Annotated in this window: 23 protein-coding genes; 16 read left to right on the plus strand and 7 right to left on the minus strand. The window is 57.3% G+C overall.

Annotated features, from left to right (window positions below):
- Positions 1-81: 81 nt before the first annotated feature.
- Positions 82-747, minus strand: a complete 666-nt coding sequence (locus tag ACN1CO_RS19605) for a 7-cyano-7-deazaguanine/7-aminomethyl-7-deazaguanine transporter (RefSeq protein ID WP_003852182.1) — start codon at positions 745-747, stop codon at positions 82-84.
- 204 nt (positions 748-951) lie between these two features.
- Between ACN1CO_RS19605 and tusA the strand changes: the two genes are divergently transcribed.
- Complete coding sequence (gene tusA / locus ACN1CO_RS19610; protein WP_419140366.1) at positions 952-1,203, plus strand: sulfurtransferase TusA; 252 nt, start codon at positions 952-954, stop codon at positions 1,201-1,203.
- Positions 1,204-1,256: 53 nt separating this feature from the next.
- Here the strand turns inward: tusA and ACN1CO_RS19615 are convergent, their stop codons facing one another.
- Together ACN1CO_RS19615 and ACN1CO_RS19620 are read right to left on the minus strand one after the other, a co-directional pair.
- Positions 1,257-3,545 carry a zinc/cadmium/mercury/lead-transporting ATPase gene (locus tag ACN1CO_RS19615; protein WP_419140367.1) on the minus strand — a complete coding sequence of 763 codons (2,289 nt, stop codon included), beginning with the start codon at positions 3,543-3,545 and terminating at the stop codon, positions 1,257-1,259.
- A gap of 93 nt (positions 3,546-3,638) precedes the next feature.
- Positions 3,639-4,268: a lysoplasmalogenase gene (locus ACN1CO_RS19620; protein WP_179898785.1), complete on the minus strand. Its 630-nt coding sequence runs from the start codon at positions 4,266-4,268 to the stop codon at positions 3,639-3,641.
- A gap of 146 nt (positions 4,269-4,414) precedes the next feature.
- Between ACN1CO_RS19620 and ACN1CO_RS19625 the strand changes: the two genes are divergently transcribed.
- Positions 4,415-4,771 carry a DUF2500 domain-containing protein gene (locus ACN1CO_RS19625; RefSeq protein ID WP_419140368.1) on the plus strand — a complete coding sequence of 119 codons (357 nt, stop codon included), beginning with the start codon at positions 4,415-4,417 and terminating at the stop codon, positions 4,769-4,771.
- A 26-nt stretch (positions 4,772-4,797) separates the two neighbouring features.
- Here ACN1CO_RS19625 and ACN1CO_RS19630 read toward each other — a convergent pair whose 3' ends face one another.
- Positions 4,798-5,070 (minus strand): DUF1145 family protein, encoded by a 273-nt coding sequence (locus ACN1CO_RS19630; protein WP_003852192.1) that lies wholly within the window; start codon positions 5,068-5,070, stop codon positions 4,798-4,800.
- Positions 5,060-5,659 (minus strand): 16S rRNA (guanine(966)-N(2))-methyltransferase, encoded by a 600-nt coding sequence (gene rsmD / locus ACN1CO_RS19635; RefSeq protein ID WP_003852194.1) that lies wholly within the window; start codon positions 5,657-5,659, stop codon positions 5,060-5,062. Before rsmD ends, ACN1CO_RS19630 begins: the two co-directional genes overlap by 11 nt.
- Before the next feature lie 232 nt (positions 5,660-5,891).
- Here rsmD and ftsY point away from each other — a divergent pair, with 232 nt between their 5' ends.
- The 4 genes from ftsY to rpoH all read left to right on the plus strand — a co-directional run bounded on the left by ftsY (position 5,892) and on the right by rpoH (position 10,329).
- Entirely contained in the window at positions 5,892-7,583 is a 1,692-nt protein-coding gene (ftsY, locus tag ACN1CO_RS19640; RefSeq protein ID WP_419140369.1) for a signal recognition particle-docking protein FtsY, read from the plus strand.
- Positions 7,584-7,588: 5 nt separating this feature from the next.
- The gene (gene ftsE / locus ACN1CO_RS19645) at positions 7,589-8,257 is read left to right on the plus strand and encodes a cell division ATP-binding protein FtsE (protein ID WP_003852197.1); all 669 of its coding nucleotides are present in this window, start codon (positions 7,589-7,591) and stop codon (positions 8,255-8,257) included.
- Positions 8,247-9,230 (plus strand): permease-like cell division protein FtsX, encoded by a 984-nt coding sequence (ftsX, locus tag ACN1CO_RS19650; RefSeq protein ID WP_283546862.1) that lies wholly within the window; start codon positions 8,247-8,249, stop codon positions 9,228-9,230. The genes ftsE and ftsX overlap by 11 nt, the downstream gene beginning before the upstream one ends.
- A 241-nt stretch (positions 9,231-9,471) precedes the next feature.
- Positions 9,472-10,329, plus strand: coding sequence for an RNA polymerase sigma factor RpoH (gene rpoH, locus ACN1CO_RS19655; protein WP_010253314.1), 858 nt, complete (start codon positions 9,472-9,474; stop codon positions 10,327-10,329).
- Between the two features lie 53 nt (positions 10,330-10,382).
- Here the strand turns inward: rpoH and panM are convergent, their stop codons facing one another.
- The gene (gene panM, locus ACN1CO_RS19660; protein WP_419140370.1) at positions 10,383-10,778 is read right to left on the minus strand and encodes an aspartate 1-decarboxylase autocleavage activator PanM; all 396 of its coding nucleotides are present in this window, start codon (positions 10,776-10,778) and stop codon (positions 10,383-10,385) included.
- Between the two features lie 395 nt (positions 10,779-11,173).
- Here panM and ACN1CO_RS19665 point away from each other — a divergent pair, with 395 nt between their 5' ends.
- The 10 genes from ACN1CO_RS19665 (at position 11,174) to ugpQ (ending at position 21,483) form a co-directional block, all read left to right on the plus strand.
- Positions 11,174-12,286, plus strand: a complete 1,113-nt coding sequence (locus ACN1CO_RS19665) for a branched-chain amino acid ABC transporter substrate-binding protein (RefSeq protein WP_090966866.1) — start codon at positions 11,174-11,176, stop codon at positions 12,284-12,286.
- Positions 12,287-12,420: 134 nt separating this feature from the next.
- Positions 12,421-13,347 (plus strand): high-affinity branched-chain amino acid ABC transporter permease LivH, encoded by a 927-nt coding sequence (livH, locus tag ACN1CO_RS19670; protein ID WP_009087789.1) that lies wholly within the window; start codon positions 12,421-12,423, stop codon positions 13,345-13,347.
- Complete coding sequence (locus ACN1CO_RS19675; protein WP_419140371.1) at positions 13,344-14,615, plus strand: high-affinity branched-chain amino acid ABC transporter permease LivM; 1,272 nt, start codon at positions 13,344-13,346, stop codon at positions 14,613-14,615. Before livH ends, ACN1CO_RS19675 begins: the two co-directional genes overlap by 4 nt.
- Positions 14,612-15,379 (plus strand): high-affinity branched-chain amino acid ABC transporter ATP-binding protein LivG, encoded by a 768-nt coding sequence (gene livG, locus ACN1CO_RS19680; protein WP_013359342.1) that lies wholly within the window; start codon positions 14,612-14,614, stop codon positions 15,377-15,379. The genes ACN1CO_RS19675 and livG overlap by 4 nt, the downstream gene beginning before the upstream one ends.
- 1 nt (position 15,380) lies before the next feature.
- Positions 15,381-16,094 (plus strand): high-affinity branched-chain amino acid ABC transporter ATP-binding protein LivF, encoded by a 714-nt coding sequence (livF, locus tag ACN1CO_RS19685; RefSeq protein WP_419140372.1) that lies wholly within the window; start codon positions 15,381-15,383, stop codon positions 16,092-16,094.
- Between the two features lie 473 nt (positions 16,095-16,567).
- Positions 16,568-17,884, plus strand: coding sequence for a sn-glycerol-3-phosphate ABC transporter substrate-binding protein UgpB (gene ugpB / locus ACN1CO_RS19690; protein ID WP_419140373.1), 1,317 nt, complete (start codon positions 16,568-16,570; stop codon positions 17,882-17,884).
- 54 nt (positions 17,885-17,938) lie between these two features.
- Positions 17,939-18,826, plus strand: coding sequence for a sn-glycerol-3-phosphate ABC transporter permease UgpA (gene ugpA / locus ACN1CO_RS19695; protein ID WP_275771073.1), 888 nt, complete (start codon positions 17,939-17,941; stop codon positions 18,824-18,826).
- Positions 18,823-19,668, plus strand: coding sequence for a sn-glycerol-3-phosphate ABC transporter permease UgpE (gene ugpE, locus ACN1CO_RS19700; RefSeq protein WP_419140374.1), 846 nt, complete (start codon positions 18,823-18,825; stop codon positions 19,666-19,668). The genes ugpA and ugpE overlap by 4 nt, the downstream gene beginning before the upstream one ends.
- Before the next feature lies 1 nt (position 19,669).
- Positions 19,670-20,743 (plus strand): sn-glycerol-3-phosphate import ATP-binding protein UgpC, encoded by a 1,074-nt coding sequence (locus tag ACN1CO_RS19705; RefSeq protein ID WP_419140375.1) that lies wholly within the window; start codon positions 19,670-19,672, stop codon positions 20,741-20,743.
- Positions 20,740-21,483: a glycerophosphodiester phosphodiesterase gene (gene ugpQ, locus ACN1CO_RS19710; protein ID WP_419140376.1), complete on the plus strand. Its 744-nt coding sequence runs from the start codon at positions 20,740-20,742 to the stop codon at positions 21,481-21,483. The genes ACN1CO_RS19705 and ugpQ overlap by 4 nt, the downstream gene beginning before the upstream one ends.
- Here the strand turns inward: ugpQ and ACN1CO_RS19715 are convergent.
- Positions 21,480-21,767 carry a DUF2756 domain-containing protein gene (locus tag ACN1CO_RS19715; protein ID WP_419140377.1) on the minus strand — a complete coding sequence of 96 codons (288 nt, stop codon included), beginning with the start codon at positions 21,765-21,767 and terminating at the stop codon, positions 21,480-21,482. The two genes, ugpQ and ACN1CO_RS19715, sit on opposite strands and share 4 nt — an antisense overlap.
- Positions 21,768-21,855 lie beyond the last annotated feature (88 nt).

Genomic DNA, 21,855 nt, shown 5'->3' on the forward strand with positions numbered 1-21,855 from the left:
CACGTACTACGTGTACGCTCCGGTTGTTCCGCGCTGTCCGTGTCCAGACTGCCTGCAACAATAACGCCTGATAAACCAGGCTCAGCCGAAATTGACCTGGCGGGCGGTCTGACGTTCAGCCAGACGCTTGAGCGCGGCGTTGAGCAGCACGCCATAGGCAGGCAGGAAGAAGACCATGCAGATCAGCACTTTGAAGCTGTAATCCACCAGGGCGATCTCAACCCAGTGCTGCGCCATAAACGCATCGGGGCTTTTATAAAAGGCGATAAAGAAGAAGGCCAGCGTATCGCTGATATTCCCCAGAAACATCGCGCAGCCCGGTGCTATCCACCACTGCGGCAGACGACGCAGACGGTTAAACACATGAACGTCGAGGATCTGACCGAGCGCATAAGCCATAAAGCTGGCGCAGGCGATACGGGCAACAAACAGATTCATCACTTCCAGTGCCTGCCAGCCCTGCCATTCACCCTGATAAAACAGTGCCGAGACGCCGTAAGAGATAAACAGCGCCGGGATCATCACGGCCAGAATAATGCGTCGGGCCAGCGGTGCGCCAAAAATTCGCACGGTGAGATCGGTCGCCAGGAAGATAAACGGGAAGCTGAACGCACCCCAGGTAGTGTGGAAGCCAAAGACGGAAATTGGCAGCTGAACCAGATAGTTACTAGATGTGATCACCAGCAGGTGAAACAGCGACAACCAGAAAAGCGCATGCATGCGCTGACGTGAAGAAAATGCGAGCATATTCAACCTTTTTAATGTTGGGGTGAGGGAACCCATTGCGGGACGTCGTTCGAGCGGCGTCTGGCAGTTTTATGAGCAAAAAGCGGCGGCATCTTACCGCGTTGTGCTTTTTATGCAATGGTTAATTTTAGCGCAATCGTTATCGCCTTGCTTCACCGCCAGCACGCGCTAGAATGAGCGCCCTTTACCTGAACCGAGTTGATTATGAGCGATGTTTTTTCCTCTGCCGACCATCAGCTGGATGCCCGTGGCCTGCGCTGCCCGGAGCCGGTGATGATGGTGCGCAAGACCGTACGCGGGCTGCAGGATGGCGAGACGTTGCTGATCATCGCCGATGATCCGGCGACGACCCGCGATATTCCCGGCTTCTGCCGCTTTATGGAACACGGCCTGCTGGCGCAGCAGACCGACACGCTGCCCTACCAGTTTCTGATCCGCAAAGGCATGGCGGGTTAGCGACAGCCGTTCGGGCCGTCGTTAACCTCACTCATCGATCAGAAGCCTCACACTCAGGCGCGACGACGCAGTAACCGTAACGCGTTGGCGGTGACCAGCGCGGTCGCACCGGAATCCGCCAGCACCGCCAGCCAGAGTCCGGTCAGACCCAGCAGGGTGGTGACCAGGAAAATTGCCTTCAGACCCAGCGCAATACCGACATTCTGGCGGATGATGCGTCGTGTCCGGCGTGCCAGCGCAATCATCGGGGCCAGATTGCTGAGCTGATTCCGCGTCAGAGCCGCATCGGCTGCTTCCAGCGCCACATCGGTGCCGCTGCCCATCGCAATACCCAGCGTCGCCGCTTTCATCGCCGGAGCGTCGTTAATACCATCTCCGACCATCGCCAGCGGCTGCTGCTGACTCAGTTCACGGATAGCTGCGACTTTATCGGCGGGCAGCAGGCTGGCGCGATAATCAATATCCAGCTGGCGGGCAATCGTTGCTGCGGCGCGCGGGTTATCGCCAGTCAGCATCAGGCTCTCAATACCCAGCTTTTTCAGTGCCTTTAACGCCTCCACGGCATCGTCGCGCAGCTGATCGCGCAGGGCCAGCGCACCCAGCGCCTCGCCATCGCGCATCACCACCACCAGGGTTTCACCTTCGGCTTCCTGCTGAGCAATCTGCTCGCTTTGTTGCGGCGTCAGACCGGGAGTATGGCCGGGCGTCAGCAGCTGAATCTGCTGGCCTGAGACCTGCGCACTGATGCCGCGTCCCGCCTGCACCTGCTGATCCTGCGCTTCAGGAATCACCAGATCACGCGCCTGCGCGGCCGCTACGATAGCGCTGGCCAGCGGATGGGTTGCACCCTGTTCCGCAGCGGCGCTCAGCGCCAGCATCTCTGACTCACTGGCCTCGCCAAACCGCAGGATCTGCGTCAGCTGTGGCTTGCCCAGCGTCAGCGTGCCGGTTTTATCAAACGCTATTCTGCGCAGCGAACTCAGGCGCTCCAGCGCCGCACCGCCTTTAATCAGCGCGCCCTGGCGCGCAGCCGCAGCCAGCCCGGAGGTAATCGCAGCGGGAGTTGAGATCACCAGTGCACAGGGGCAGCCAATCAGCAGCAGCGTCAGACCTTTGTAGATCCACGGCTGCCAGTCGCCTGCGAAGAGCAGGGGTGGCACCACCATCACCAGCAGCGACAGCAGCATGACCAGCGGCGTGTAGATGCGGCTGAACTGATCGATAAAGCGTTCAACCGGCGCACGGTGCGTTTCCGCTTCCTCAATCAGTTGCAGGATACGGTCAATCGCGCTTTCACCTGGCTTCGACACCACTTCCAGCATTACCAGCCGATCCACGCTGGTGGCCCCGGCAAGGATCTTTTCGCCACTGGCTCGCGTGACCGGCAGCGATTCACCGGTCAGCGCGCTCTCATCGAAACTGGCGAGCGGGCTGATTAAACGGCCGTCGACCGGCAGGCGGCTGCCCGCCGCGACTTCAATCACATCGCCGGGTTGCAGCGCCGCCAGCGACACTTCAAGACGTTTGCCCTGTTCAAGGCGAATTGCCGATTCAGGCCGCAACGCCATCAGGCTGGTTACGCCGCTGCGCGCCCTGGAGGCGGCATAGCTTTCCAGCTGTTCGCCCAGCTGAAACAGCACCAGCACCATCGCGGCTTCAGCGTGCGCGCCAATAATCAGCGCACCGGCTGACGCCACGGTCATCAATGTCTCAATGGTAAAAGGCGATCCGCTGCGAATGCGCTGCCATGCCCCGCGCGCTACGGGGATCAGGCCGACCAGCGTGGTCAGCACAAACAGCCGATCGCCCCAGGCGGGCGCGAACTGGCTGAGAATGCTGCTGGCGAGGACCAGCAGTGCCAGCAAAATCAGCATGCGGTTCTGCTGCCAGCCCGGACTGGTGGCCGGGGTGGCTGACGAAGGTGATGGGGAGGCGAGCTGGAAACCGGCTTTTTTCACCGCATGTTCAACGGCGCTTTGCACATCGTTGTCAGCGTTGACGACCAGCTTCTCGCTGCTGAACAGCACGCGGGCGTCTGTCACGCCTTTTACCTGTCGGACGGCGGTTTCAATGGTGCGGGCACAACTCGGGCAATCCATCCCGCTGACCTGCCAGCTATAGGGATAAGTGGAACTTCGCCGGTCGCTTTCCTCAGCGGTGTCGGCGTCATTGCCAGGGCTGCTGTTACTGTCACAGCAACAGCCTGCGGTATCCGCCGTCACCGGCGTCGCAGCATGAATGGAAAGGGAGAGGGGACGGGCCTGACGAACCTGGCACAGCGGTTTTGCTGCGGCGTGGCTGGCACGCGGTTTGCCGCAGCCACAGGCGTGATGTTGATGCATATGACCTCCAGAGTGTAAAAATAGCGGGATGAGCAACGCAGCCCATCCCTTATCCTACACTCTGGAGTGAACTCCAGAGTCAAGACTATTTTCTCAGACGACCCACAATGAGCGCACGATCATGAAGTGACCGGCAAAGTAGCAGGCGGCAACAATCGCGCTGTCAGCGGTGAAGCGACGGCGATAGTGCGAGATAAACCAGACGGCGTTTGCCAGTAGCAGCAGACCGGCACCGACCATGATCGAGAAGCTGTAATCGGTCGGGCGGAAGAAGTACTGCTCGGTCGCTATCCAGGTCATCACCAGCGTCATGCCGATGAAGGTGCAGACAGGCCAGCGCAGATCTTCCAGTCGGCTCCAGATGATGCCAATCAGGGCGGCACCGATGATCAGCAGCGTCAGCGGAATCGGCCAGAAGAAGGTCATGGTCATGCTGGCAGCGAAGCAGAGCGTATAGAGCAGGTGCGACAGGAAGAAAGCCCCGACGGCATAGAGCATCTGCTGACGCGGCAACAGCGTTAACGCATCACCGACCAGCGTCGCGACCAGACCGGCCAGAATCAGGTAGTCCGTGGTTTGCAGTACCGGTGCCTGCCAGGCCAGCCCGACAAGCAGCAGCAGCGTGACCGGTTTAAACAGCCAGCGTTGCCACTGAGGGCCGCGATAGGTGGCATCGACATAGAGCCAGCCGGAGAAAAGTACAGCGAGGAAAGACCAGAGCATTGTTTCTCCCTTTTTTTACTCAAAATGGTGAAAGATCCCAAAATATCACTTCCAGTTTAGGTTAAGCCTCTGAGATGTGACAATCAGGCAACTCTGGTTGTATGCTTTGCCGCCTGATTCATTATCCCCGCAGGCACGAGAGCGTTATGAGTAAACCGCCGCTAATTTTTATCATCGTCCTGGCGATTATCGCCGTGCTGGCGACACGTCAGTTCATCAAGCAACGCCGTGAAGTGGCGGTTAACGACGCGTCACCGGAGCGTTCTTTGCAGGCTGAGGTCAGAACCAAACGTGAATTTCCTTCGCCCAATCGCCGTTCACGGCAGCGCGAAGTGATTGCCGGGGAAGAGATGCGCTATGAGGTGCTGTTTCATCCGCTGAACGGAGCCAGCGACATTAAAGTGCAGCTGAAAGAGGCGGAATATCATCAGCTGGATAAAGGCGCGCGAGGCGAGCTGAAGATGCAGGGCACGCGCTTTATCAGCTTCACGCCCCTGCCGTAACCGGCGGGCATTGCGCCCGCCCGACACTATTTTTTGCGTGGGAAGTTTTTCTTCTGCCAGGCGACCAGCTCAAACACCCCGAACAGAAACACTTTGGCCTGGGTGACGCGGTCAATCGGCGGCGCATCTTTAGTCTGCGTCGTGCGCAGTAATACCAGCTGCAGACCATGCATCAGGATCATGAAAATCAGCGCAACGTTGATAAAATAAGTCAGCGGTTTCGGGTAGGGATGAACCAGGTTAGCCAGTAAAAATCCCCACACGCATAGCATCAACAGACGCCCCAAATTAAGTAACATCCTGCGTCTCCTGTTGACGTTGATACAAACGATAAGCCACTTGTCCGGCTATTTTCTCGCGATAAAGATCCCACTCTGGCGGCACCGGCGGCGCGCCATTTTCCACTTCACTTTCGACGTAAATCAGCGCCTGATCGGCCAGCCAGTGATTCTGCTCCAGCAACTGCAACGTCTGTTCCAGCAATCCCTGACGAAACGGCGGATCGATAAACACCACATCGAACGGTGTGCCCGGCTGTGCCAGCCAGTTTAACGCATTGGTCTGAATCACGGTGCCATTACTGGCGCGCAGCGTCTGCAGATTTTTTGTCAGCTGTTGTGCCACCGGACGCTCCAGCTCCAGCAGCGTGGCCGATCCGGCGTATCGCGACAGCGCTTCCAGTCCTAATGCGCCGCTTCCGGCAAAGCAGTCAAGGCAGCGAGCCTCTGGCAGTACCGGGGCCAGCCAGTTAAACAGCGTCTCACGCACCCGATCGGTGGTCGGGCGCAGTCCGGCACTGTCCGGCACCGGCAATTTGCGTCCGCGCCACTGGCCGCCAATGATGCGAATCTGCCCGGCACCGCCTGTACTGCGGGGGTTTTTATTCATCTTGCTCACAACTCGTCATAATTTGTTGCGTAGTTTAACGGGCGAATCGGTGAGAAGAAACGTTAAAAAAGGGTGCTGTGGTGAGCTGGCTGGAAAGTGTTAGACTACTGAGTTGCTGAAGTCATGCATTATTCTGCGGTTTACGCCGGTCTGGCGCTGACCGACTTTCATTGATTTACCCCTGGAAACCACGCGCGACCGGGACAAAGCCATCGAGGAGTGTCGTCACACAATGGCAAAAGAGAAAAAACGTGGCTTTTTTTCCTGGCTGGGATTTGGCAAAGAGGAAGAGAAACAACCTGTCGCGGAGGAGCAGACACACGAGGTCGCTGAACCCGCACAGCAGCAGACAGAACAGGAAGCCCCGGCTTTAAGCCAGGCTGAAGCGCAAGCGGAAGAGACTGTCGTCATCACCGAAACGGTGGCCGGACAGCAGCGTGAGGCGGAAGTCACCGCGGCAGCGCCGCATGAATCAGCACCCGCAGTGCTCGATGCGGCTGAGCCGATTGAGGCCGATACTGAAGCGTTACTGGAAGTCTCCGCACCTGAACATGACGCGACACCGGTTATCGACGCCGACGACGTGGTTACGCCGATCGCTGAAGAGGCACCTGCAGACGCACCTTTAAGCGAAGAAGAGCTGACCGCGCTGGCGCTGGATGACGCCCCGATCGTTGAAATCCTGGACAGTGAAGCAGACGCGCCATTAAGCGACGAAGAGCTGACCGCGCTGGCGCTGGATGACGTCGGGATCGTTGAAACGCCGCACAGCGAAGCGGAAGTGCCGATAAGTGAAGACGCGCAGACGCTGGATGATGCTCCGATCGTTGAAACGCCGGACAGCGAAGCGGAAGCGCCGCTGACCGAAGAAGAGCTGACCGCGCTGGCATTAGGTGAAGCTGAAGTCACTGACGCGGAACCGGCTGATGCGTTATCCGATACCGTCAGCGATCTTCCGCTGGCCGCCGCGCCACTCATCGTGCAGGAGCAGGAGCGTCCCAGCAAAGAGGGCTTCTTTGCCCGCCTGAAGCGCAGCCTGGTTAAAACCCGTCAGAACCTCGGTTCCGGTTTTATCAGCCTGTTCCGTGGCAAAAAGATTGATGATGAGCTGTTTGAAGAGCTGGAAGAGCAGTTGCTGATTGCAGATGTCGGTGTGGATACCACGCGCCGCATCATTACCCATCTGACCCAGCAGGCAAACCGCAAGCAGCTACGTGACGCGGAAGCGCTCTACGGCCTGCTGAAAGCGGAAATGGCCTCGATTCTGGCGAAAGTGGATGCGCCACTGGAAGTTTCAGGCAAAACGCCGTTTGTCATCCTGATGGTTGGCGTCAATGGCGTGGGTAAAACCACCACCATCGGTAAGCTGGCGCGCCAGTATCAGGCTGAAGGCAAAACGGTGATGTTAGCGGCCGGTGATACTTTCCGTGCAGCGGCGGTTGAGCAGCTACAGGTGTGGGGCCAGCGTAATAACATTCCTGTGATTGCTCAGCATACTGGCGCAGATTCCGCTTCGGTGATCTTCGATGCCATTCAGGCCGCGAAATCGCGTGGCGTTGACGTGCTGATTGCCGATACCGCTGGTCGTCTGCAGAACAAATCGCACCTGATGGAAGAGCTGAAAAAAATCACCCGCGTGATGAAAAAACTGGATGATTCAGCGCCACACGAAGTGATGCTGACGCTGGATGCCAGCACCGGACAGAATGCGGTCAGCCAGGCCCGACTGTTTAACGAAGCGGTTGGCGTGACCGGTATTGCACTCACCAAGCTGGATGGCACCGCCAAAGGCGGCGTGATCTTCTCGGTGGCCGATCAGTTCGGTATTCCGATTCGCTACATCGGCGTCGGTGAAGGCATTGAAGATTTACGGCCGTTTAAGGCGGAAGATTTTATTGAGGCACTGTTTGCCCGAGAGGACTAATTAGGATGATTCGCTTTGAAGAGGTCAGTAAGGCATATCTCGGCGGACGTCAGGCGCTACAGGGGGTAGATTTCCGTCTGCGTCCTGGCGAAATGGCGTTTCTGACCGGCCACTCCGGTGCCGGTAAAAGTACCTTGCTGAAGCTGATTTGTGGCATTGAGCGCCCGAGTGCCGGAAAAATCTGGTTCAGCGGCCATGACATTTCCCGCCTGCGTAACAGCGAGGTGCCTTTCCTGCGTCGTCAGATTGGCATGATCTTCCAGGATCACCACCTGCTGATGGATCGTTCGGTTTATGACAATGTGGCGATCCCACTGATTATTTCCGGTGCCAGCGGCGAAGATATCCGTCGTCGCGTTTCGGCGGCGCTGGATAAAGTGGGCCTGCTCGACAAAGCGAAAAGTTATCCGATTCAGCTTTCGGGCGGTGAACAGCAGCGTGTGGGCATCGCCCGGGCGGTGGTGAACAAGCCGGCCGTTCTGCTGGCCGATGAACCGACCGGTAACCTTGACGACGCGCTGTCAGAAGACATTCTGCGCCTGTTCGAAGAGTTTAACCGCGTCGGCGTCACCGTTCTGATGGCGACGCATGACAGTGGTCTTATCGCCCGACGCAATTACCGGATGATGACACTGAATCAGGGACGTCTGCACGGAGGCCACGATGGTCAATAAACGCATTAAACGTCCGGCTGCGCCGAAACCGAAGCAGCAGTCGAAAAGTAAAGCGCTGAAGGGCGGCTGGCAGGAGCAGTGGCGCTATGCGCTGCGCGGCACGCTTTCTGATATGTGGCGTCAGCCGCTGGCTACCCTGCTGACGGTCATGGTTATCGCTATCTCCCTGACGCTGCCCAGCGTCTGCTACATGGTGTGGAAAAACGTCAGCCAGGCGGCCACGCAGTGGTATCCGGCGCCGCAGTTAACCGTTTATCTCTCCAAAACGCTGGATGATACGGCGGCAGAAAACGTGGTGGCGCAGCTCAAGCAGGTTGAAGGCGTGGATAACGTCAACTACCTGACGCGGGAAGAGGCGCTGAACGAGTTCCGCAACTGGTCTGGCTTTGGCGGCGCAATGGATATGCTGGAGCAGAATCCGCTGCCTGCGGTGGCCATCATCACGCCTAAGCTCAATTTCCAGAACTCAGACACCATGCAGAGCCTGCGCGATCGGGTGAGCAAAGTGCAGGGCGTGGATGAAGTGCGGATGGATGACAGCTGGTTTGCAAGACTGGCGGCGCTGACCGGGCTGGTGGGGCAGATCGCCTCAATGATTGGCGTGCTGATGATTGTGGCGGTGTTCCTGGTGATCGGTAACAGCGTCCGTCTCAGCATCTTTGCCCGCCGCGACACGATTAACGTGCAGAAGCTGATTGGTGCTACTGACGGCTTTATCCTGCGTCCTTTCCTCTACGGCGGGGCGCTGCTGGGATTCAGCGGGGCGGTGCTATCACTGCTGCTGTCAGAAGTGCTGGTGCTGCGTCTGCAATCCGTTGTCGCCAGTGTGGCGACCGTATTTGGTACCACCTTCTCGCTGGAAGGCTTCTCCTGGGATGAGGCGCTGCTGCTGTTACTGATTGCTGCCATCATCGGCTGGGTAGCTGCGTGGCTGGCAACAGTACAACATTTACGTCGATTTACGCCGCAGTAAACGCCTGCAACATTTTTTTGTTATAATGGTCCTCTGCTACCGATGGTGGGTGCAGAGGATTTTTCTCCCTCTTCCCTTCCTGTCATCTGTGTGTAAAATATTCACTGCTACAATTGAACTTGTGGATAACTTTATCACTCTAAGTAGCACAGATTGCTTTCGGATTTCGCGCGACGTTGACTTAATGTATCGTCTGCGCAGGGAAATGTGCGGCAATTCCACTGAATTTGTGAGGGTTTGAATGACCAAAGAAATGCAAACTTTAGCTATTGCTCCTCTTGGCAACCTGGAGTCTTACGTCCGGGCTGCGAATACCTGGCCGATGCTCTCGGCTGAAGAGGAAAAAGCGTTGGCTGAACGGCTGCATTACCAGGGCGATCTGGATGCAGCAAAGACGCTGATCCTGTCTCACCTACGCTTTGTAGTTCATATCGCTCGTAATTACTCCGGCTACGGTCTGCCACAGGCTGACCTGGTCCAGGAAGGCAACATCGGCCTGATGAAAGCGGTGCGTCGCTTCAACCCTGAAGTGGGCGTGCGTCTGGTTTCGTTTGCCGTGCACTGGATTAAAGCGGAGATTCACGAATACGTGCTGCGTAACTGGCGTATCGTGAAAGTCGCGACCACTAAAGCACAGCGTAAGCTGTTCTTTAACCTGCGTAAAACCAAGCAGCGTCTGGGCTGGTTCAATCAGGACGAAGTCGAGATGGTTGCGCGTGAGCTGGGCGTAAGCAGCAAAGATGTGCGTGAAATGGAATCGCGTATGGCCGCGCAGGACATGACCTTTGATATGTCTGCCGACGACGAGAGCAGCGAAGGCCGTTCGATGGCGCCAGTGCTTTATCTCCAGGATAAAACCTCTGACTTTGCCGACGGCATTGAAGAGGATAACTGGGACGCGCACGCCGCTGACAAGCTGAGCTATGCGATGGAAGGTCTGGATGAGCGTAGTCAGCACATCATTCGCGCCCGCTGGCTGGATGAAGACAACAAAACCACGCTGCAGGAGCTGGCCGATCAGTACGGCGTATCAGCCGAACGAGTCCGGCAGCTGGAAAAGAACGCCATGAAGAAACTGCGTATGGCGATCGAAGCGTAATATGACCTCAAGGGGCGACAGATGATGTCGCCCTTTTTGTTTTCTTCGTCTGCCTATTCTACGGCCCGTATCCAGCCATCACTCTGTGCCCTGAAACCACATGCCTGCATAAACGTCGCCCGTACCTGCTGATCGTCACTGCCATCATCGGCTATCCACCAGTCAGATATCGACCCGTTCTGCCTGATTGTCTCCTCCAGCAAATACTGTCCCACGCCGCGTCGCCGGGTGACATCGCGCACCGTCAGCCGGTGAATCTTGCCATGCATCCCCGAGATTTCCAGCTGCAAACCCGCCAGCAGCCGATCATTAAAGCGTGCGGCGTAGAGGCGATGTCGCTCACTCAGACTCTGTTCCAGTTGTTCAATCTCCAGATCCGGCCAGATTTTGCCAAGATCGATGCGGTCCTGCGCGGTCAGCGTGGTTAAACGCTGAATAGTGAGCTTCATAACAAAAACCTCTGTAATAGGGGAAAGTGCAGCGAAAGTATACAACCAGAGTGCTACCACATTTTCATCAATAAAACAGGTCAAAAGATGGCCTGGATGCCAGGATGATAGTTGTAAACAGGGATAGCAGGCGATCAATCCAGCATAACGCGCTGGCAAAGTGGTGAAAAACCGGCCGTTGCCTCCAGTGTATTATGCTGTTTCACTCAGTCAATTCTGAATATGTCAGTTGATTTACAGAAGAAACTTCCTGTTTAATAACCTGAAAAATAAAGCCTTATTACTAAAAAATGCCAGAAAAGTACGCTAACTCCTTCAAGATTAATCAGTTTTCGGCTTTATCTGGCAACGCAAGCACTCACAACATACACGACAAAACAAATGGGGTAGTCAGGATGAAAATGAAAGGTCGCGCATTACTGGCGGGATGTGTAGCACTGGCGATGAGCCATGCGGCGCTGGCTGAAGATATCAAAGTGGCGATTGTTGGCGCAATGTCGGGTCCGGTCGCACAGTACGGTGACATGGAGTTCGCGGGTGCAACGCAGGCGATTGAAGACATCAACGCCAAAGGCGGCGTTAACGGTAACAAGCTGGTTGCGGTGAAATATGATGACGCCTGCGACCCGAAACAGGCGGTTGCGGTAGCGAACAAGGTGATTAACGACGGCATCCATTACGTTATTGGCCACCTCTGCTCTTCCTCCACCCAGCCCGCGTCTGACATCTATGAAGATGAAGGCGTGCTGATGATCACCCCGGCTGCGACCGCACCTGACCTGACTGCCCGTGGCTATAAGCTGATTATGCGCACTACTGGTCTCGACTCTGACCAGGGTCCGACCGCCGCGAAATATGTGATGAGCGAGCTGAAACCTAAGCGCATCGCTGTCGTTCACGACAAACAGCAGTATGGCGAAGGCCTGGCGCGCTCCGTGCAGGAGAGCCTGAAAAAGCAGGGCGCCAATATCGTGATGTTTGAAGGTATCACCGCAGGCGACAAAGATTTCTCTACCCTGGTCGCACGCTTCAAGAAAGAGAACGTCGATTTCGTCTATTTCGGCGGTTACTACCCGGAAATGGGCCAGATCGTGCGTCAGGCACGTGCTGCTGGTCTGAAAACTCAGTTTATGGGACCAGAAGGCGTGGGTAACGCCTCGCTGTCGAACATCGCCGGTGCGGCTTCTGAAGGCATGCTGGTGACTCTGCCGAAACGCTACGACCAGGTTGAAACCAACAAACCGATCGTTGACGCGCTGAAAGCGAAGAAACTGGATCCAACCGGCCCGTTCGTCTGGACCACCTATGCAGCTCTGCAGTCGCTGGCAACCGGTATGGAGCGCAGCAAGAGCGCTGAGCCGGACGCTATCGTGAAAAACCTCAAGGAAGGCGCTGCCGTGCCAACCGTGATGGGCAACCTGAACTGGGATGAGAAGGGCGATCTCAAGGGCTTTGAATTCGGCGTCTTCAAATGGCATGCCGATGGCACCTCGACCGCAGTGAAATAAACCAGGCTGTTTTGTGGTGAGCGGGAAGCCGGGTAACCGGTTTCCCCTGACCAGCGACACGAACGCCTGGTGCTCGTCTGCCAGGCGTTTTTTGTACCCCGATCGCCTGCGATCGGTTAAGTAAGGGTCAAGGTATGTCCGAGCAGTTCCTCTATTTTATTCAGCAGATGTTTAACGGTGTGACCCTGGGTAGCACCTACGCGCTGATCGCCATCGGTTACACCATGGTTTACGGCATTATCGGCATGATCAACTTCGCCCATGGCGAGGTCTACATGATCGGTAGCTATGTTTCCTTTATCGTGATTGCCGCCCTGATGATGATGGGCATCGACACGACCTGGCTGATGATTGCAGCTGGCTTCGTGATGGCGGTGATTATCTCCAGTGCCTACGGCTGGAGCATCGAGCGTGTCGCCTACCGGCCTGTGCGCTCATCCAAGCGCCTGATTGCGCTGATCTCCGCCATCGGAATGTCGATATTCCTGCAAAATTACGTCAGCCTGACGCAGGGTTCACGCGACCTGGCGCTGCCGAGCCTGATTACCGGACAGTGGACGGTCGGTGAGAGCAACGGTTTTGCCGCCACGATTTCTACCATGCAGATTGTGATCTGGGTGGTGACGTTCCTGGCGATGCTGGCGCTGACCACCTTTATCCGCTATTCCCGCATGGGCCGCGCCTGTCGCGCCTGCGCTGAAGACCTGAAAATGGCCAGCCTGCTGGGAATAAACACCGACCGCGTGATCTCGCTGACTTTTGTGATCGGTGCCGCGATGGCGGCAGTCGCAGGTGTGCTGCTGGGCCAGTTCTATGGGTCGATTAACCCTTTCATCGGCTTTATGGCAGGCATGAAAGCCTTCACCGCTGCCGTACTGGGCGGGATTGGCAGTATTCCGGGCGCAATGATTGGCGGCCTGGTGCTGGGCATTGCTGAAGCGCTGACCTCGGCGTATCTCAGCACGGAATATAAAGATGTGGTCTCGTTTGCTCTGCTGATTGTGGTGCTGCTGGTGATGCCAACCGGGATTCTGGGTCGCCCGGAGGTCGAAAAAGTATGAAGTCTTCCTTTATCAACGCCCTGATCTCCTCGGTGATGCTGCTGGTGCTCGCCACCTTCTTTATGGGACTGCGCCTGAATCTGGACGGCACCAATCTGGTGGTGCAGAACGCCGGTAGCGTGCGCTGGAACTGGATCGCCGCAGGCTGTGCGGTGGTGTTTCTGTTCCAGCTGCTGCGTCCGGTCTGGCAAAGCGGCCTGAAGAAAATTTCCGGTCCGGCACTGGTGTTACCCGGCCTGGATGGCTCGACGCCAAAGCAGAAGCTGGTGATGGCGGTGATGATTATCGCGGCGATTGCCTGGCCATTCCTGGTGTCACGCGGCACCGTTGATATCGCCACCATGACGCTGATCTACGTGATGCTCGGTCTGGGCTTAAACGTAGTGGTCGGACTCTCTGGCCTGCTGGTGCTGGGTTATGGCGGCTTCTACGCCATCGGTGCCTACACCTTTGCGCTGCTGAACCACTATTACGGTCTTGGCTTCTGGCAGTGTCTGCCGCTCTCCGGCATGGTTGCTGCGCTGTTTGGTCTGCTGCTGGGATTCCCGGTGCTGCGACTGCGTGGCGACTATCTGGCGATTGTGACGCTGGGCTTCGGTGAGATCGTGCGTATTCTGCTGCTGAACAATACCGCGCTGACCGGCGGCCCGAATGGCATCAGCCAGATCCCGAAACCGACGCTGTTTGGTCTGGAGTTTGGCCGTACGCCACGTGAAGGCGGCTGGGATACCTTCCATAACTTCTTTGGGCTGAAGTACGATCCCAGCGACCGCATTATTTTCCTCTACCTGGTGGCGCTGCTGCTGGTGGTGCTGACACTGTTCGTGATCAACCGGCTGCTGCGGATGCCGCTGGGCCGGGCCTGGGAAGCGCTGCGCGAAGATGAGATTGCCTGCCGTTCACTGGGCCTGAGTCCGACCCGCATCAAGCTGACCGCCTTTACCATCAGTGCCGCGTTTGCGGGCTTTGCTGGCAGTCTGTTCGCGGCGCGTCAGGGCTTTGTCAGTCCGGAATCCTTTACCTTTGTCGAATCCGCCTTTGTGCTGGCGATTGTGGTACTGGGCGGGATGGGCTCGCAGTTTGCGGTGATTCTGGCCGCCATTCTGCTGGTGGTGTCACGTGAGCTGATGCGCGATCTTAATGAGTACAGCATGCTGGTGCTGGGTGGCCTGATGGTGCTGATGATGATCTGGCGTCCGCAGGGATTGTTGCCGATGAAGCGTCCGCATCTGAAGCTCAGAGCCGCTAAAAAAGGAGAGCAGGCATGATTCAGCCTTTATTAGCCGTTGAAGGCCTGATGATGCGCTTCGGCGGTCTGTTAGCCGTGAACAATGTGGCGCTGGAGCTGCGTCCGCAGGAGATCGTTTCACTGATTGGTCCCAACGGTGCCGGTAAAACCACCGTGTTCAACTGCCTGACCGGCTTTTACAAGCCTACCGGTGGCACGATCAAATTGCGTGAGCAGCATCTGGAAGGATTGCCGGGCCAGAAGATTGCGCGGATGGGCATCGTGCGCACTTTCCAGCACGTGCGTCTGTTCCGTGAGATGACGGTCATTGAGAACCTGCTGGTTGCTCAGCATCAGCATCTGAAAAGCGGCGTGTTTTCCGGCCTGCTGAAAACCCCGGCGTTTCGCCGCAGTGAGAGCGAGGCGCTGGATCGTGCGGCGACCTGGCTGGAGCGGGTCGGTCTGCTGGATCTGGCAAACCGTCAGGCGGGCAATCTGGCCTATGGTCAGCAGCGTCGGCTGGAGATTGCGCGCTGCATGGTGACGCGCCCGGAGATCCTGATGCTGGATGAACCGGCGGCGGGTCTTAACCCCAAAGAGACCCACGAGCTGGACGCGCTGATTGCGGAACTGCGTGGCGAACACAAGGTGTCGGTGCTGCTGATTGAACATGATATGAAGCTGGTGATGGGTATTTCTGACCGTATTTACGTGGTTAATCAGGGAACGCCGCTGGCTAACGGAACGCCGGAGGAGATTCGCAATAATCCGGATGTCATTCGTGCCTATTTAGGAGAGGCCTGAGATGGCAAATGCGATGTTAACCATTGAAAACGTCAGCGCCCATTACGGCAAAATTCAGGCGCTGCACAACGTCAGCCTCTATATCAATCAGGGCGAAATCGTCACCCTGATTGGCGCTAACGGAGCCGGAAAGACCACGCTGCTGGGCACGCTGTGCGGCGAGCCGCGCGCGACCCAGGGCACCATTACCTTTGATGGCAAAGCGATTACTGACTGGCAAACGGCGCGCATCATGCGTGAAGCGATCGCCATCGTGCCAGAGGGACGGCGGGTGTTTTCGCGCATGACGGTAGAAGAGAACCTGGCGATGGGCGGCTTTTTTGCCAGCCGGCCGGACTATCTGACGCGGATTAAGCGCGTGTATGAACTCTTCCCGCGTCTGGAAGAGCGCAAAATCCAGCGCGCCGGGACGATGTCAGGCGGCGAGCAGCAGATGCTGGCGATTGGCCGTGCGCTGATGAGCCAGCCGCGCCTGCTGCTGCTGGATGAGCCTTCGCTGGGACTGGCACCGATCATTATTCAGCAGATTTTCGACACCATTGAGCAGCTGCGCAGCGAGGGGATGACAATTTTCCTGGTGGAGCAGAATGCGAATCAGGCGCTGAAGCTGGCGGATCGGGGCTATGTGCTGGAGAACGGGCATGTGGTGCTCGAAGATACCGGTGCAGCTCTCCTATCCAACGAAGCCGTCCGCAGCGCGTACTTAGGTGTCTGATGGGGCACGGCCTGGCTTACTTGCCAGGTTGCGGTTGGGCAGTGCTCGCCATCCTCACGTACTATGAGTACGCTCCGGTGGCTGCGCACTTTGGTGTGCATGGGCCTGGCTTACTTGCCATTTCGACACCGGGCAGTGCTCGTAATCCTCACGTATATTTATACGCTCCGGTTACTGCGCGCTGGCCGGTGCCGAACTGCCTGCGACGCCGACGGCCTTGAGTGTTGGTTTGAGAGGTTCTGAGAATAAAGCCAGGGGCAACTTACCCCCCCTGACCCTGCGCTCTTTTATGTAACTAAAAACTGGCAGCGCGGGCGGTTTGCCGCCGCGCTGCCAGCGTCCTCTTTTCCTCAATAAAGCCTGTCATCCGGCTGTCATCTGGTTGTTATTAATCCGTCATTTCCCCGTGTCATGTTACTTCGCGAAACAGAAATCCGTGATTTCACGCGTATTTACCTGCACAGGAAAATTCTATGTCCGTCGTTACCTTTCGTCGTAGCCTGATGAGCGCGCTGCTCGGTCTGACGCTCAGCAGCCATGCCATGGCCGCCACTGAGATTCCTTTCTGGCACTCCATGGAAGGCGAGCTAGGCAAAGAAGTGGATTCGCTGGCACAGCGTTTTAACCAGACGCATCCCGATTACAAAATTGTTCCGACCTACAAAGGTAACTACGAGCAGAGCCTGGCAGCAGGGATCGCGGCGGTGCGCAGCGGCAAAGCGCCTGCGGTGCTGCAGGTCTATGAAGTCGGTACGGCGACCATGATGGCCTCTAAATCGATTGTGCCGGTGCATCAGGTCTTCAAAGATGCCGGCATTCCCTTCGATGAAAAACAGTTCGTGCCAACGGTGGCGGGCTACTACAGCGACAGCAAAGGCCAGCTGATCTCCCAGCCGTTCAACAGCTCGACGCCGGTGCTCTACTACAACAAAGACGCCTTTAAAAAAGCGGGTCTGAATCCGGACCAGCCACCTAAAACCTGGCAGGAGCTGGCGACGGATGCCGCCGCACTGCGTAAATCGGGCATGAGCTGTGGCTACGCCAGCGGCTGGCAGGGCTGGATCCAGATTGAAAACTTCAGTGCCTGGCATGCTCTGCCGGTAGCGACGGAAAACAACGGATTTGACGGACTGGACGCGGTGCTGGAGTTCAACAAGCCGGTACTGGTTCGTCATATCGAACTGCTGGAAGCGATGAACAAGAAAGGGGACTTCACCTACTTTGGCCGCAAAGATGAGTCCACCGCCAAGTTCTACAACGGCGACTGCGGCATCACCACCGCTTCATCCGGTTCGCTGGCCGATATCCGTCATTACGCCAAATTCAACTTCGGCGTTGGCATGATGCCGTATGACGACACCGTGCCGAATGCGCCGCAGAACGCCTTGATTGGGGGTGCGAGCCTGTGGGTGATGAAAGGCAAAGATGCGGCAACCTACAAAGGCGTGGCCGAATTCATGCAGTTCCTGGCTAAACCGGAAATCGCTGCGGAATGGCATCAGAAAACGGGCTATCTGCCGATTACCACCGCCGCCTATGAGCTGACTAAACAGCAGGGCTTCTACGATAAGAATCCGGGTGCGGATATCGCCACTCGCCAGATGATGAACAAGCCACCATTGCCGTTCACTAAAGGGATGCGTCTGGGCAACATGCCGCAGATTCGTACCGTGATCGACGAAGAGCTGGAAAGCGTCTGGACCGGCAAGCAGTCGCCGCAGGATGCGATGGATAACGCAGTGAAACGCGGCAACGAGCTGCTGCGCCGCTTCCAGCAGCAGGTGAAGTAATCTCCTCTTGCGGGCCAGCCTGGCTGGCCCCTCTTTTCTGACGTCAGGTACGCCATGTCTTCATCTCGTCCGGTCTTTCGCACCAGTCTGTTGCCCTATCTTCTGGTGCTGCCGCAACTGTTGATTACCGCTATCTTCTTTCTCTGGCCTGCCGGTGAAGCGTTGTGGTATTCGCTGCAAAGCCTCGATCCTTTTGGCATCTCCAGCAGCTTTGTCGGGCTGGAAAACTTCAGACGACTGTTTGCCGATCCCTATTATCTCGATTCGTTCTGGACCACCATAAAGTTCAGCGGCATGGTAACGGTGTTCGGCATGGTCTTCTCGCTGCTGCTGGCGGCGCTGGTGGATTATGTGGTGCGACTGCGCCGCCTCTATCAGACCCTGCTGCTGCTGCCCTACGCCGTTGCGCCCGTGGTGGCCGCGGTGCTCTGGATGTTCCTGTTTAATCCCGGTCTGGGCCTGTTCAGTTACCTGCTGAACCACGTCGGCTACAACTGGAACTACGCGCAGAACAGCGGTCAGGCGATGTTCCTGGTGGTGCTGGCATCGATCTGGCAGCAGATGAGCTACAACTTCCTGTTCTTCTTCGCCGCACTCCAGTCTATTCCCAAATCCCTGGTGGAAGCCGCCGCGATTGACGGTGCCGGACCCGTGCGTCGCTTCTTCAACCTCTCACTGCCGCTGATTACGCCGGTCAGCTTCTTCCTGCTGGTGGTGAACCTGATATACGCCTTCTTCGATACCTTCCCGGTGATCGATGCCGCAACCGGCGGCGGGCCAGTGCAGGCGACCACCACGCTGATCTACAAAATCTATCGCGAAGGCTTTACCGGGCTGGATCTCTCCTCGTCCGCGGCACAGTCGGTGGTGCTGATGCTGCTGGTGATCGGGCTGACGGTGCTCCAGTTCCGCTTTGTTGAACGTAAGGTGCAATACCAATGATTGAGAATCGACGCGGACTGGATATCTTCAGCCACATCGTACTGGTGCTGGGCGTGCTCACCATCCTGTTTCCGCTCTATGTCGCCTTTGTGGCGGCGACGCTGGATAACGAGGCGGTCTATCAGGTGCCGATGACGCTGGTGCCCGGTTCGTACCTGTGGGAGAACATTTCGCACATCTGGACGCACGGCGTCAACGGCAGCGGACCGGCGTTTGGCCTGATGCTGCTCAACAGCATGATCATGGCGCTCGGCATCACCTTCGGCAAAATCACGGTGTCGATGCTGTCGGCGTTTGCGCTGGTCTGGTTTCGTTTTCCGCTGCGCACGCTCTTTTTCTGGCTGATCTTCATCACCCTGATGCTGCCGGTGGAGGTACGTATCTTCCCCACGGTGCAGGTGATTGCCGATCTTAACCTGCTCGACAGCTACAGCGGATTAACCCTGCCGCTGATGGCTTCGGCCACCGCCACCTTCCTGTTCCGTCAGTTCTTTATGTCGCTGCCGGATGAGCTGGTGGAAGCAGCGCGCATCGACGGTGCCAGCGCGATGCGCTTCTTCATCGACATTGTGCTGCCGCTGTCGAAAACCAATCTGGCGGCGCTGTTCGTCATCACCTTTATCTACGGCTGGAACCAGTATCTCTGGCCGCTGCTGATCATTAATGACGCCAGCCTCGGCACGGCGGTGGCGGGGATCAAAAGCATGATCTCCACCAGCGGCTCACCGACCCAGTGGAACGAAGTGATGGCGGCAATGTTATTAACCCTGATCCCGCCGCTGGTGGTGGTGTTAGTCATGCAGCGTGCCTTTGTGCGCGGTCTGGTTGAGAGTGAGAAATAAGATGGCAGGCGTAACCCTTCAGGCAGTAACCAAGTCCTACGATGGCAAAAATCAGATCATTCAGCCGCTGAACGTCACCATCAATGACGGCGAGTTTATGGTGATGGTCGGGCCTTCCGGCTGCGGGAAATCGACCCTGCTGCGCATGGTAGCCGGACTGGAGCGCGTCTCCTCTGGCGATATTTATATCGACAACCGGCGTGTCACCCAGGAAGAGCCGAAAGATCGCGGCATTGCGATGGTGTTCCAGAACTACGCGCTCTATCCCCACATGTCAGTGGAGGAGAACATGGCCTATGGCCTGAAAATCCGCGGGATGGGCAAAGAGCAGATCCGCCAGCGGGTGCTCGACGCGGCGCGCAGTCTGGAGCTGGATCACCTGCTGATGCGCCGGCCTCGCGAACTCTCGGGCGGACAGCGCCAGCGCGTGGCGATGGGTCGCGCCATCGTGCGTGAACCGGCAGTGTTTCTGTTCGATGAGCCGCTGTCGAATCTCGATGCCCGCCTGCGGGTGCAGATGCGGCTGGAGCTGCAGCAACTGCATCGCCGCTTACAGACCACCAGCCTCTATGTGACCCACGATCAGGTCGAGGCGATGACGCTGGCGGAGCGGGTAATGGTGATGAACAAAGGCGTGGTCGAACAACTCGGCACGCCGGTTGAAGTGTATGAGCGTCCCGCCAGCCAGTTTGTTGCCTCGTTTATCGGCGCGCCCGCCATGAACCTGCTGCATGGGCAGTTCAGCAGTGACGGCTCGCGCTTCGAGCTTGACGCCTCGCATGCACTGCCGCTCAGCGACACAAAAGCGAAATGGGCTAACCGGCCGGTAGTATTAGGTATCCGGCCAGAGCATATCCAGCTCAGCAGCCGCGAGCAGGGTGGCATCCCACTGCGAGTCGATACGCTGGAGATGCTGGGTGCCGATAATCTGGCACATGGTCGCATCGGTGACACGCCACTGGTGGTACGCTTAGCCCACAGCGAACGGCCGCAGCCTGGCAGTTCGCTGTGGCTGCATCTGCCGTCAGATGCGTTACACTTCTTCGATTCAACCCATGGAAAGCGTCTGGAATGAGCACACAACACTGGCCCTATCCCCGCATCGTTGCCCATCGCGGCGGCGGTAAACTGGCACCGGAAAACACGCTGGCAGCGATCGACACCGGCGCGAAATATGGTCATCAGATGATTGAGTTTGATGCCAAATTATCGGCGGATGCACAGATATTTCTGCTGCATGACGACACGCTGGATCGCACCAGTAATGGCTGGGGCGTGGCGGGTCAGCTGCCGTGGGAGAAGCTGTCGCAGCTCGACGCGGGCAGCTGGTTTGGCAATGCGTTTAGCGGCGAGAAACTGGCGCGGCTGGATGAAGTCGCGGCCCGCTGCCGTCAGCATCAGATGATGGCGAACATCGAAATTAAACCGACCACCGGCAGTGACGCCGAAACCGGACGCGCCGTGGCCCAGGCTGCCGCGATCCTGTGGCAGGGCCAGACCGCACCGTTGCTCTCTTCGTTCTCTTTTGAAGCACTGGAAGCGGCGATGCAGGTCGAGCCGCAGCTGCCGCGTGGCCTGCTGTCGCACAGCTGGGATCCAGAGTGGCAGGAAAAAACGACTGCGCTGGCGTGCGTGTCGATTCATCTCAATCACAAGGTGCTGACTGCGGAGCGGGTCGCCGAACTGAAAGCAGGCGGACTGAAGATTCTGGTTTATACCGTGAACAGCCCGGATCGGGCGCAGGAACTACTGAAGTGGGGCGTCGATGCCATCTGTACCGACAGCATCGACATCATCGGCCCCGATTTTAGTTAGTTCTGGTTCTGGCTTTGATTCTGCTGGCCCGGCTGCGAGGTAATCACCCGCTGCTGGGCGCTGTTCCGCTGTTCCTGCATTTTACGCTGCATGTCCTGCGTCTGACGCTGCTGATCCTGGCGCAGCTTGAGCTGTTGCTGCTGCTGGTCGGTCTGCATCTGCGACTGCATCCGCTGCTGACTCGGGTTATAACCCGGTTTGTTCGGATCGTTGGTGCTGTTCAGCGTATTCGCCTGGCTGGCGAAAGGCAGCAGGGCGGCTAAAACAATCATCCACTTTTTCATCACTCCTCCTTCCTTAACGCGACAGGGTTTTGGGTGCACGACGGCGCACACCGATATCAGGGTCGCACCCATAAGTTTACCCGATATC

Source organism: Pantoea sp. R13S299 (genome assembly GCF_048515925.1).
GTDB lineage: Bacteria > Pseudomonadota > Gammaproteobacteria > Enterobacterales > Enterobacteriaceae > Pantoea.

Excerpts from the sequence above, each read along its gene's own strand:
- ugpB (WP_419140373.1), top strand. The coding sequence starts at position 16,568 with ATGTCCGTCGTTACCTTTCGTCGTAGCCTGATGAGCGCGCTGCTCGGT.
- ACN1CO_RS19630 (WP_003852192.1), bottom strand. The coding sequence starts at position 5,070 with ATGTTACTTAATTTGGGGCGTCTGTTGATGCTATGCGTGTGGGGATTT.
- tusA (WP_419140366.1), top strand. The coding sequence starts at position 952 with ATGAGCGATGTTTTTTCCTCTGCCGACCATCAGCTGGATGCCCGTGGC.
- livH (WP_009087789.1), top strand. The coding sequence starts at position 12,421 with ATGTCCGAGCAGTTCCTCTATTTTATTCAGCAGATGTTTAACGGTGTG.
- ACN1CO_RS19665 (WP_090966866.1), top strand. The coding sequence starts at position 11,174 with ATGAAAATGAAAGGTCGCGCATTACTGGCGGGATGTGTAGCACTGGCG.
- rsmD (WP_003852194.1), bottom strand. The coding sequence starts at position 5,659 with ATGAATAAAAACCCCCGCAGTACAGGCGGTGCCGGGCAGATTCGCATC.
- ACN1CO_RS19675 (WP_419140371.1), top strand. The coding sequence starts at position 13,344 with ATGAAGTCTTCCTTTATCAACGCCCTGATCTCCTCGGTGATGCTGCTG.
- ftsY (WP_419140369.1), top strand. The coding sequence starts at position 5,892 with ATGGCAAAAGAGAAAAAACGTGGCTTTTTTTCCTGGCTGGGATTTGGC.
- livG (WP_013359342.1), top strand. The coding sequence starts at position 14,612 with ATGATTCAGCCTTTATTAGCCGTTGAAGGCCTGATGATGCGCTTCGGC.
- ugpA (WP_275771073.1), top strand. The coding sequence starts at position 17,939 with ATGTCTTCATCTCGTCCGGTCTTTCGCACCAGTCTGTTGCCCTATCTT.
- ACN1CO_RS19715 (WP_419140377.1), bottom strand. The coding sequence starts at position 21,767 with ATGAAAAAGTGGATGATTGTTTTAGCCGCCCTGCTGCCTTTCGCCAGC.
- ftsE (WP_003852197.1), top strand. The coding sequence starts at position 7,589 with ATGATTCGCTTTGAAGAGGTCAGTAAGGCATATCTCGGCGGACGTCAG.
- livF (WP_419140372.1), top strand. The coding sequence starts at position 15,381 with ATGGCAAATGCGATGTTAACCATTGAAAACGTCAGCGCCCATTACGGC.
- ACN1CO_RS19705 (WP_419140375.1), top strand. The coding sequence starts at position 19,670 with ATGGCAGGCGTAACCCTTCAGGCAGTAACCAAGTCCTACGATGGCAAA.
- rpoH (WP_010253314.1), top strand. The coding sequence starts at position 9,472 with ATGACCAAAGAAATGCAAACTTTAGCTATTGCTCCTCTTGGCAACCTG.
- ACN1CO_RS19620 (WP_179898785.1), bottom strand. The coding sequence starts at position 4,268 with ATGCTCTGGTCTTTCCTCGCTGTACTTTTCTCCGGCTGGCTCTATGTC.
- ftsX (WP_283546862.1), top strand. The coding sequence starts at position 8,247 with ATGGTCAATAAACGCATTAAACGTCCGGCTGCGCCGAAACCGAAGCAG.
- ugpE (WP_419140374.1), top strand. The coding sequence starts at position 18,823 with ATGATTGAGAATCGACGCGGACTGGATATCTTCAGCCACATCGTACTG.
- ACN1CO_RS19615 (WP_419140367.1), bottom strand. The coding sequence starts at position 3,545 with ATGCATCAACATCACGCCTGTGGCTGCGGCAAACCGCGTGCCAGCCAC.
- panM (WP_419140370.1), bottom strand. The coding sequence starts at position 10,778 with ATGAAGCTCACTATTCAGCGTTTAACCACGCTGACCGCGCAGGACCGC.
- ACN1CO_RS19605 (WP_003852182.1), bottom strand. The coding sequence starts at position 747 with ATGCTCGCATTTTCTTCACGTCAGCGCATGCATGCGCTTTTCTGGTTG.
- ugpQ (WP_419140376.1), top strand. The coding sequence starts at position 20,740 with ATGAGCACACAACACTGGCCCTATCCCCGCATCGTTGCCCATCGCGGC.
- ACN1CO_RS19625 (WP_419140368.1), top strand. The coding sequence starts at position 4,415 with ATGAGTAAACCGCCGCTAATTTTTATCATCGTCCTGGCGATTATCGCC.